Source organism: Streptomyces sp. (assembly GCF_019510245.1).
Classification (GTDB): Bacteria; Actinomycetota; Actinomycetes; order Streptomycetales; family Streptomycetaceae; genus Streptomyces.
Genome location: NZ_JAEKKT010000137.1, coordinates 72364 through 80985, shown reverse-complemented (window position 1 = coordinate 80985; position 8622 = coordinate 72364). Strand labels below are relative to the sequence as shown.

The 8622-nt window shown below is 71.1% G+C and carries 3 protein-coding genes and 2 pseudogenes; 1 reads left to right on the top strand and 4 read right to left on the bottom strand.

Translation table 11 applies throughout. From position 1 onward, the window contains the following. Positions 1-727, bottom strand: a 727-nt coding sequence (locus tag JF597_RS21235) for a maltotransferase domain-containing protein (RefSeq protein WP_293996962.1), incomplete at its 3' end; no start/stop codon positions are given. Between the two features lie 648 nt (positions 728-1375). On the opposite strand from JF597_RS21235, the gene glgP reads away from it, so the two are divergent. After that, entirely contained in the window at positions 1376-4000 is a 2625-nt protein-coding gene (glgP, locus tag JF597_RS21230) for an alpha-glucan family phosphorylase (RefSeq protein ID WP_293996960.1), read from the top strand. A 78-nt stretch (positions 4001-4078) separates the two neighbouring features. On the opposite strand, the gene JF597_RS21225 is transcribed toward glgP, so the two are convergent. The 3 genes and pseudogenes from JF597_RS21225 to JF597_RS21215 all read right to left on the bottom strand — a co-directional run bounded on the left by JF597_RS21225 (position 4079) and on the right by JF597_RS21215 (position 8403). Beyond that, the gene (locus tag JF597_RS21225; RefSeq protein WP_293996958.1) at positions 4079-4594 is read right to left on the bottom strand and encodes a DUF1990 family protein; all 516 of its coding nucleotides are present in this window, start codon (positions 4592-4594) and stop codon (positions 4079-4081) included. 71 nt (positions 4595-4665) lie between these two features. Beyond that, positions 4666-6290 (bottom strand): annotated as a pseudogene (locus JF597_RS21220) (M4 family metallopeptidase). 251 nt (positions 6291-6541) lie between these two features. Beyond that, positions 6542-8403: pseudogene (locus tag JF597_RS21215) on the bottom strand (M4 family metallopeptidase). Between the last annotated feature and the right edge of the window lie 219 nt (positions 8404-8622).

Sequence of the window (8622 nt, the reverse complement as noted above, 5' to 3'; positions counted from 1 at the left end):
TGCCGTGCGGCCGCTCGGGCGTGCCCTCCGAACGCGGGAAGAACTCGTACCACGAACCGAACAGGGCCCGTTCACGCTCCACCAGCAACGGCAGCACCTCGGAGACCGTCACCAGCTCCCGCAACGGATACCGCGCCAGGACCTTGTCGACCTCGGGCGTGAGGGCGGCGGCCAGCCGCCAGGGGGCGGGCCGTTCCTCGTCGCGCAGGGCGGCGACGGCGGTCAGCAGGATTTCCCGTTTCTTTGCCTTCGGGACCCCGGCGACGGCCCGTTCGTAGAGCCGGGCGCCCTCTTCCAGGACCAGCTCGGTGTCGATGCCCGCGGGTATCTTGATCTGCGCGTGGTGGCGCCAGGTGGCGACCGGATCTCCCCATGCCTCGACCTGGTAGGTCCAGCGGCCCGGTTTCCCGTCGACGGTGACGGTGGCCCCCCAGCGGTCGGTGCCGGGGGCCAGCTCCCGCATCGGCGTCCAGGGCCCCGGGCGGCCCTTGGGGTCCTTCAGTACGACGTTGGCGGCGACGGCGTCATGGCCCTCGCGGAAGACGGTGGCGGTGACCTCGAACGACTCCCCGGTGACCGCTTTGGCGGGCCGGCGCCCCTGCTGGACCAGCGGGCGGACGTCGAGGACGGGTATGCGGCCGACGGCGGTGGCCTCGTCCGCGGGAGGCGGCGCACCGGGTGGCGTGCGCCGGGTCGGAGGTGCTGACGGTTGGTGCGTGGCGGGCATGACCGCTCCTGTCCGCGGCAACGAAGGTGTGGGCGGATGGGTGGTGGGGAGGTGGGTCCTGCGGGGTGTATCTGCTGTTGTACCGCTGCCTGGTGTCAGTGCTGTGTCTGTGGGGTGTACCGGAGGAGCCTTCCCACCCTATTCGGGTGGGCAATCCGGCACTTTGTTAACTACTCAGCCGTATGTCTACACACAAGACCGGCCCCGTTCACGGCGAACGGGACCGCTGGCGTGTTCGGATACCGGAAACCGCTTCAGGACTCCGGTACCCGCAGGAGCCTGTTCGGCGCCCCGCGCCCCGCATCCGACACCTTCCCGCTCGCCGCCCCCGCAATCAGGGCGTCGGCGACCGGGGCGAACAGACCGACGGCGAGGGGCATGGCGAGCCGTCCGGCCTGTGCAGCGCTTGCCGCGACGGCGTAGCCGTTCGGCACACTGCCACAAGTATGGCTTGTTTGCGTCCGGCGCGGCCCGGTCCGCACCGCCTCCGGCCCGTCCGGCGTTCGAGGACGAGGCCGTTCAGGCCGAAGCGGGGGTCTGGGGACGGCAGCCCCCAGCGGTACCCCGACACCGGTACTGTCGGACAGACGCCGAGCCGCACACCGCCGTACGGCTCTCACCGCGAACGCGAAACGCACGAGGTGGAATGTGAAGGCGATCCGTCGGTTCACCGTCCGTCCCGTTCTCCCCGAACCCCTCCGCCCCCTCAGCGACCTGGCCCGCAACCTGCGCTGGTCCTGGCATGCCGAGACCCGTGACCTCTTCCAGGCCGTCGATCCCGAGCGCTGGGCCGCCTCGGAGGGCGACCCGGTGCGGCTGCTCGGCAGTGTGCCCCCGGCACGGCTCGCCGAACTGGCGGGCGACCGGCGCTTCCTGCGCCGGCTGACCGCGGTCGCCGACGACCTGGGCGACTACGTGACCGGCGACCGCTGGTACCAGTCCCGCCCCGAGGCCGCCGAACTCCCGGCCGCCGTCGCCTACTTCTCACCCGAGTTCGGCATCACGGCCGCCCTGCCCCAGTACTCCGGCGGCCTCGGCATCCTGGCCGGCGACCACCTCAAGTCGGCCAGCGACCTCGGCGTGCCGCTGATCGGCGTCGGCCTGCTGTACCGGCACGGCTACTTCCGGCAGACCCTGTCCCGGGACGGCTGGCAGCAGGAGCACTATCCCGTCCTCGACCCCAACGAACTCCCCGTGGCCCTGCTGAAGGAGGCCGACGGCACCCCGGCGCACGTCTCCCTCGCGCTGCCCGGTGGCAGACTGCTGCGCGCCCGCATCTGGCTGGCCCAGGTCGGCAGGGTGCCGCTGCTGATGCTGGACTCGGACGTCGAGGAGAACGACGTCGGCGAACGCCAGGTCACCGACCGGCTCTACGGCGGCGGCAGCGAGCACCGGCTGCTCCAGGAGATGCTGCTCGGCATAGGGGGTGTGCGGGCCGTACGGACGTACTGCCGGCTCACCGGCCATCCCGAGCCGGAGGTCTTCCACACCAACGAGGGCCACGCCGGCTTCCTCGGCCTGGAGCGGATCGCCGAACTGGTAGCCGAGGGGCTGGACTTCGACGCGGCGCTGGAGGCGGTGCGGGCCGGCACGGTCTTCACCACCCACACGCCCGTCCCGGCCGGCATCGACCGCTTCGACCGCGAGCTGGTCGCCCACCACTTCGGCGCCGACGCCGAGCTCCCCGGGATCGGCGTCGAGCACATCCTGCGGCTCGGCATGGAGACCTACCCCGGCGGTGAACCCAACCTGTTCAACATGGCCGTGATGGGGCTGCGGCTCGCCCAGCGCGCCAACGGGGTCTCGCTGCTGCACGGCAACGTCAGCCGGGAGATGTTCTCCGGGCTGTGGCCCGGCTTCGACGCCGACGAGGTGCCGATCACCTCGGTGACGAACGGGGTGCACGCCCCGACCTGGGTGGCCCCGGAGGTGGTCCGGCTGGGTGCCCGGCAGCTCGGTGACCGCCGCACCGAGGAGGCGCTGACGGTCGGTGGTCCGGAGCGCTGGGACGCGGTCGCCGAGGTCGCCGACCAGGAGATCTGGGAGCTGCGCCGCAGCCTGCGCGAGCAGCTGGTGCTGGAGGTGCGGGAGCGGCTGCGCGCGTCGTGGCGGCAACGCGGCGCCGGCACCGCCGAGCTGGGGTGGATCGACGGGGTCCTCGACCCCGACGTGCTCACCATCGGGTTCGCCCGGCGCGTCCCGTCGTACAAACGTCTCACGCTCATGCTGCGCGATCGCGACCGGCTGCTGGATCTCCTGACCCACCCCGAGCGGCCGATCCAGATCGTGGTGGCGGGCAAGGCGCACCCGGCCGACGACGGCGGCAAGAGGCTGGTGCAGGAGCTGGTCCGGTTCGCCGACGATCCGCGGGTCCGGCACCGGATCGTCTTCCTGCCCGACTACGGCATGGCGATGGCGCAGAAGCTCCTGCCCGGCTGTGACATCTGGCTGAACAACCCGCTGCGCCCGCTGGAGGCATGCGGGACGAGCGGGATGAAGGCGGCGCTCAACGGCGGCCTCAACCTCTCGGTCCTGGACGGCTGGTGGGACGAATGGTTCCAGCCGGACTTCGGCTGGGCGATCCCGACGGCGGACGGCGCCGGCACCGATCCCGACCGCCGGGACGACATCGAGGCCGCCGCGCTGTACGACCTGCTGGAGCAGCGGGTGACCCCGCGCTTCTACGAGCGGGGCCGCAGCGGTCTGCCGGACCGCTGGATCGAGATGGTCCGCCAGACCCTCACCCTCCTCGGTCCCAAGGTGCTGGCGGGCCGCATGGTCCGGGAGTACGTGGAGCGCCTCTACACCCCGGCGGCCCACGCCCACCGGTCCATGACCCCAGACACGGCCCGGGAACTCTCCGCCTGGAAGGGCAGGGTGCGGGCGGCCTGGCACGGCGTCTCGGTGGACCACGTGGAGACGGCCGCCGCGACGGCCACCGCCGAACTCGGCACCACCCTCGCCGTCCGCGTCCGGGTCCGCCTCGGCGACCTGGTCCCCGACGACGTGGAGGTCCAGGCCGTCTCCGGCCGCGTCGACCCGGAGGACCGCATCACCGACGCGACCGCGGTGCCCCTGAAGCCGACCGGCGGCCCCGACCTGGAGGGCCACTGGACCTACGAGGGTCCCCTCTCCCTGGACCGCACGGGCCCCTACGGCTACACGGTCCGCATCCTCCCCACCCACCGCCTGCTGGCGTCGGGCGCGGAGCTCGGGCTGGTGGTGGTCCCCGCGGAGGGGGCGGTGACGGGGGCCGGGCTGCTGATGCGCTGAGGTCCGGGCTGCCCCGAGGGCGGGTGGTCTCCGCTCGCCCTCACGTCCGTCCCTCGGCGGTCCGCCCGTCGGGCTCCGTCAGAACTCCGGCGCCGGATCCGCGCAGAGGCGGCGCACGACCGCCCCGCACCTGCGGGCGTACGCGTGTTGCAGTCCGCGGGCCGCGGCGCCGCCCGCGCGGGCGTACCACTTGGCCGGTCTGCTGAAGGCCGCGACCGTGAGCCACACCGTGCCGTCGCCGGTGCGGTCCACCACGAAGGCCTCCTCGCCGCTTTCGGGGTGGCCGGCGAGGGTGCCGTAGGCCCAGCCCGCGCGGCGGGACTCCTCGGCCGTCCAGACGACCCGGCAGGGGGCCTTGATGAGGCCGGCCAGGGTGACGGTGACGTCGACGCCCGGGGCCGCGCGGTCGGCGGCGGCGTCGATGCCCAGGCCGAGGGCGCGGTGGAGTTCCCAGGTGAGGACCGCCTCGGCGGCCCGGCGGAAGACTTCCTGGCCCTCGCCTATGCGCGTGCGCACGTGCAGCGGGTGGAAGCCCGGTGGGCAGGCGGCGAGGTTCTCGCGGGTGGCGCCGACCGCCTCGTACGTGAAGGACATGGGAGAGAGCGTAGGGCGGGCCCCCGGGACAGCTGCTCCCCGGGGGCCCGCCCGTAGCGCTCGGCGCGGGGTCAGCTGACGTTGACCGCCGTCCAGGCCGCCGCCACCGCGTTGTACTCGGTGGAGCCGGAGCCGTACAGCGCGGCCGCCGCGGAGAGCGTGCCGGTGCGGGCCGACTTGTAGTTGGTGGTCGACGTGAAGTACGTCGTCAGCGCCTTGTACCAGATCTGCAGCGCCTTGGCGCGGCCGATGCCGGTGACCGTGGAGCCGTTGTACGTCGGCGAGTTGTAGCTGACGCCGTTGATCGTCTTCGAGCCGCTGCCCTCCGAGAGGAGGTAGAAGAAGTGGTTCGCGACGCCGGACGAGTAGTGCACGTCGAGGTTGCCGACCGAGGAGGACCAGTAGTTGGCGCTGCCGCCGTCCTTGCTGGGCTTGTCCATGTAGCGCAGCGGGGTGCCGTCGCCGTTGATGTCGATCTTCTCGCCGATGAGGTAGTCGCCCGGGTCGGAGGCGTTGTTGGCGTAGAACTCCACGCCGGTGCCGAAGATGTCGGAGGTCGCCTCGTTCAGGCCGCCGGACTCGCCACTGTAGTTGAGGCCCGCGGTGTTGGAGGTGACGCCGTGGCTCATCTCGTGGCCGGCCACGTCCAGCGAAGTCAGCGGGTGCGTGTTGCTGTCACCGTCGCCGTAGGTCATGCAGAAGCAGCTGTCGTCCCAGAAGGCGTTGACGTACGAGCTGCCGTAGTGGACGCGGGAGTAGGCGCCGACACCGTTGTTCTTGATGCCGCTGCGGCCGAAGGTGTCCTTGTAGAAGTCCCAGGTCTCCTGAGCGCCGTAGGCGGCGTCGGCGGCCGCGGTCACGTCGGTGCTGGAGCTGGAGGCGGCGCCGGTGCCCCACGTGTTGGTGGTGTTGGTGAACAGGGTGCCGGTGCCCGAGGTGCCGTGCTTCAGGTTGTACGTCTTGTGGCTGCCGCGGGAGGCGTCGGTCAGCGAGTACGTCGAACCCGACAGCGTGGTGGTGAGGCTGACCGTGCCCGAGTACAGGGTCTTGCCGGTGCCCGTGGCGTTCTCGGCTTCTTGCCGGTGGCGGCGTCGGTGATGACGTGCAGCTGGTTGGGGGTGCCGTCGTCCTGGAAGCCGCCGACGACCGTCTCGTAGGCGAGGACGGGGGTGCCGGAGCCGGCCCAGATCACCTTGCGGGCGCCGTCGGCCGCCGACTTGGTCGAGCCGAGGGTCCTGGCGACGCTCAGCGCCGACTTCTCCGCCTTGGCGGTGCTGATCTGCGGCTTGAGGGAGGCCACCTTGATGGCGGTCTTCGTGGCCTTGGTGACGCCCTCGGTTTTGCCGGCCTTGGACGTGTGCACGACGAGGTCGCCGCCGAGGACGGGCAGGCCCGCGTAGGTGCGCTCGTAGCGGGTGTGGACCGTGCCGTCGACGTCCTTCACGACGTCCTTGACGACCAGCTTCTCCTTGGCGCCGAGGCCTATCTGCCGGCCCGTCTCGGCGAGGTTCGCCTCCGCCTTCTGGATCAGGGCGGTGCGGGCGGAGTTGGAGAGCAGGGTGGGGGCGGCGGCCAGCGGCTGCTTGTCGACGGCCGAGGCGTTCGCGGTCATAGCAGTGGTGAGGAGGGCGCCGGCGGCGACAGCGGTGGCGATGGCGAGCGTGGTGCGCTTGTGACGCGCGTAGAGGGGGCTCACTCAAGCTCCTTCAGGATGTGGGGAGTCCGGGCGGAGTGGGGTTACCGGCCCGGCTGTGGGGTTGTGAAGTTGCTGTGCTGTGCGACGGGTGATGGAAGAGTGACATCAAGGTCGCGTACATGTCAGGACCCTGAAGTGATGTTGGCCGAAAAGCAGGTGTTGGGTGAACATTGCGGCCATGTAAAACGTGCGCCGCCCGCGGGGGAGACTCCCCGTGGACGGCGCCCGGAGTGCGCGTCGGGTACCTGCGGTTACGGGAAGGTCAGCTTCCACCCGTTGATCGTGCCGACGTCCTGCGCGGCCTGGTCCTGGACCTTCAACTTCCAGGTGCCATTGGCCGATTCCGACGAGGCGTTCACCGTGTAGGTGTCCGTCACGTCGTCCGCCGAGTCGGAGGAGCTGAAGTTCTTCAGGCGGTACGACGTCCCGGACGGACCGACGAGGTCGATCACCAGGTCGCCGCGCCACGTGTGGCTGATATTCGGCGTTACCTGGAGGTTGCTCGGTGCGTTCCCGGTCCGGCCGGAGACCGTGATCGACGAGGTGACCGCCGGGCCGTTGTCCGGAATCGACACGGGTGTGGTGCTCTCGTACGACGTGCCCGTACCGCCGCCACCGCCGGACCGCGAGCCGACCGCCACGGCCGCCCAGGCGTCCTGCACCGCCTTGTACTCGGTGCTGGTGGTGCCGTACAGCTCACCCGCCGCCGCGAGGGTGCCGGTGCGGGCGGCCGCGTAGTTGGTGGTCGAGGTGAACTTGGTGGTGAGCGCCCGGTACCAGATCTGCAGCGCCTTGTCCCGGCCGATGCCGGTCACCGGAAGGCCGTCCTTCGTGGGCGAGTTGTAGCTGACGCCGTTGATGACCTTGGCGCCGCTGCCCTCGCTCAGCAGGTAGAAGAAGTGGTTCGCCACGCCGGACGAGTAGTGCACGTCGAGGCCACCGACCGACGAGGACCAGTAGTCGGCGCTGCCGCCGTCCTTGCTGGGCTTGTCCATGTAGCGCAGCGGGGTGCCGTCGCCGTTGATGTCGATCTTCTCGCCGATGAGGTAGTCACCGACGTCCGAGGAGTTGTTGGCGTAGAACTCCACGCCGGTGCCGAAGATGTCCGAGGTCGCCTCGTTCAGGCCGCCGGACTCGCCGCTGTAGTTGAGGCCCGCGGTGTTGGAGGTGACACCGTGGCTCATCTCGTGGCCGGCCACGTCGAGGGCGGTCAGCGGGTCCGCGTTGCCGGACCCGTCGCCGTAGGTCATGCAGAAGCAGCCGTCGTCCCAGAAGGCGTTCACGTACGAGTTGCCGTAGTGGACGCGGGAGTAGGCGCCGACGCCGTTGTTCTTGATGCCGCTGCGCCCGAAGGTGTTCTTGTAGAAGTCCCAGGTCTCGGCGGCCCCGTAGTGCGCGTCGGCGCCCGCGGTGGCGGCGTTCGAGGTGGTGCCGTTGCCCCAGGTGTTGCTCGACTGCGAGGCTTCTTGCCGGTGGCGGCGTCGGTGATGACGTGCAGCTGGTTGGGGGTGCCGTCGTCCTGGAAGCCGCCGACGACCGTCTCGTAGGCGAGGACGGGGGTGCCGGAGCCGGCCCAGATCACCTTGCGGGCGCCGTCGGCGGCCGACTTGGTGGAGCCCAGCGTCTTCGCGGTGGCGAGGGCGGTCTTCTCGGCGCTCGCCGCGCTCTTGGCCGGGGTGAGGTCGGCGACCTTGAGGGTGTGGCTGTTCGCCTTGATGACCCGCTCGGTGGCGCCCGACTTGGCGGTGTCGACGATCAGGTCGCCGCCGAGCACCGGCAGGCCCGCGTAGGTGCGCTCGTAGCGGGTGTGCAGGGTGCCGTCGGCGTCCTTGACGACGTCCTTGACGACCAGCTTCTCCTGGGCGCCGAGGCCTATCGCCCTGGCGGTCGCGGCCCGTTCGCCGCTCGCATCGCGCAGCAGTTCGGCGCGCTGCGAGGGGGAGAGCCTGACGGCCGCGTGGGCCGGGTTGGCCCTGCCGGGCTGCGGGGCGGCGCTGGCCGCGCCCGACTGGACCGCTGCGGCGATCAGGGCGCCGACCCCGGCGAGGGCGACGGCGGCGGTGCGGCGGTACGTGCTGTGGGGGGTGCGTCTGCGAGAGGAACTGCTTCTCAACACTGACTCCTTCTGCGTGGCCGCGGGTCACACGGCCAGGGGAGATCCGGACGGCGGGTGGGCCGGCCGGGCAGAACTGGGCGGAGCGCGGAACCATGTGCGCGTGCAGTGCCGGACCGACGGCGACGGCGGGGTGAAGCTGTGGGGTTGCTGTGAGTCGGCCGTGGGAAGAGTGGCACCAGAAAACGCAAACTGTCAGGACCGCGTCAGAAACTTGGC

Excerpts from the sequence above, each read along its gene's own strand:
- JF597_RS21225 (WP_293996958.1), bottom strand. The coding sequence starts at position 4,594 with ATGTCCTTCACGTACGAGGCGGTCGGCGCCACCCGCGAGAACCTCGCC.